This window comes from Actinomadura sp. WAC 06369 (assembly GCF_003947565.1).
Taxonomy (GTDB): domain Bacteria; phylum Actinomycetota; class Actinomycetes; order Streptosporangiales; family Streptosporangiaceae; genus Spirillospora; species Spirillospora rifamycini.
Genome location: NZ_QHJN01000367.1, coordinates 1 through 1,426, shown reverse-complemented (window position 1 = coordinate 1,426; position 1,426 = coordinate 1). Strand labels below are relative to the sequence as shown.

Below are 1,426 nucleotides of genomic sequence, written 5' to 3'. Positions count from 1 at the left end.
CAGCACCACCGCGAGAAACTCCATCACCGCACCTCCGAACCGGGACCGCACCGCACACCGGCACGCATCGAGACATGAAGAAACGCCAAGTCAGAACGTCGGGCTCAACGCCGGAGCCGCCGGCTCCGCCGGGGGAGCGGCCCCCAACGACGCCCCCTCCGGGCCCCGCCGCGCGAACCGCGCCAGCAACCACACGTTCACCGCCACCAGCACCGCGAACAGCACCGAGAACACCCCGAACGACACCGCCAGCGTCCCCGACCCCACCTCCGACAACGCGTCCTCGGTCTTCAGCACCCCGTACACCGCCCACGGCTGCCGCCCCACCTCACGGAACACCCAGCCCGACAGCATCGCCACATACGGCAACGGCACCGACACGATCATCAGCACATGGAAGATCCGGCCCCGCACCAGCCACCGGCCGAACCACACCTTCACCAGCGCCACGATCGCCACCAGATGCATCAGCGACCACATCAGCACCATCAGCGCCTCACCGGCCGCCGCCAGCCCCGGCGCCATGTAGTCGCCCGGCCCGAACCGCGCCGTGAAATCCGCCACCGCCGCGTCCGCGTCCCCACCGCCCAGCTTCGTCGGCTGCAGATACGCGAACTGCACCCCACCGAACATCACCACCGGATACAGCGCCAGCAGCACCGTCACCAGCCCCACCCGCATCGACCGCCGGAAGAACTCCACCTCCGCCGTCCGCCGCAGCAGATGCCAGCCGCTCACCCCCGCCATGAAGAACCCCGCCGTCAGCAACCCCCCGAACAGCACATGCCCGAACGCCAGCAACGCCGCGGGATTCGTCAGCAACGCCCCCGCATCCGTCAACCGCGCCTCACCACCGACCAGCTCGAACCCCACCGGCCGCTGCATCCACCCGTTCGCCACCAACACGAAATACGCCGACGCGTACGCCGTCAGCGTCACCACCCAGATCGCCCCCAGGTGCACCCACCGGTTCAACCGGTCCCACCCGAAGATCCACAACCCCAGGAACGTCGACTCGATGAAGAACGCCCCGATCGTCTCCAACGCCAGCGGAGCACCGAACACCCCGCCGGTCACCCGCGACATCCCCGCCCAGTTCAACCCCAGCTGCAGCTCCATCACCAACCCGGTGACGATCCCCACCGCGTAATTGATCACATACAGCTGCCCCCAGAACCGCACCATCCGCGACTGCACCGCGGCACCGCCGCCCCCACCGCCCCGCAGCGTCGCGACCGTCTGCATCAACGCCACCAGCGTCGCCAACCCCAACGTCAACGCGACGAACAGGAAATGCGAGCCGGCCGTCAACGCGAACTGCACCCGCGCCAACATCAACGGGTCGTCCATGACCCCGCCTCCCCGTGAACCGAACGACGACAACGCACCGATCCTCCGGCCCCGACCCCCACCCGCGAATCGGACC

The 1,426-nt window shown here is 68.7% G+C and carries 1 protein-coding gene; it reads right to left on the bottom strand.

Features of this window, described 5'->3' with window-relative positions:
• Positions 1–90: 90 nt before the first annotated feature.
• Positions 91–1,350: a cytochrome ubiquinol oxidase subunit I gene (locus tag DMH08_RS39460; protein ID WP_034517295.1), complete on the bottom strand. Its 1,260-nt coding sequence runs from the start codon at positions 1,348–1,350 to the stop codon at positions 91–93.
• Between the last annotated feature and the right edge of the window lie 76 nt (positions 1,351–1,426).

Coding starts and splice junctions, on each gene's coding strand:
- DMH08_RS39460 (WP_034517295.1), bottom strand. CDS start 1,350: ATGGACGACCCGTTGATGTTGGCGCGGGTGCAGTTCGCGTTGACGGCC.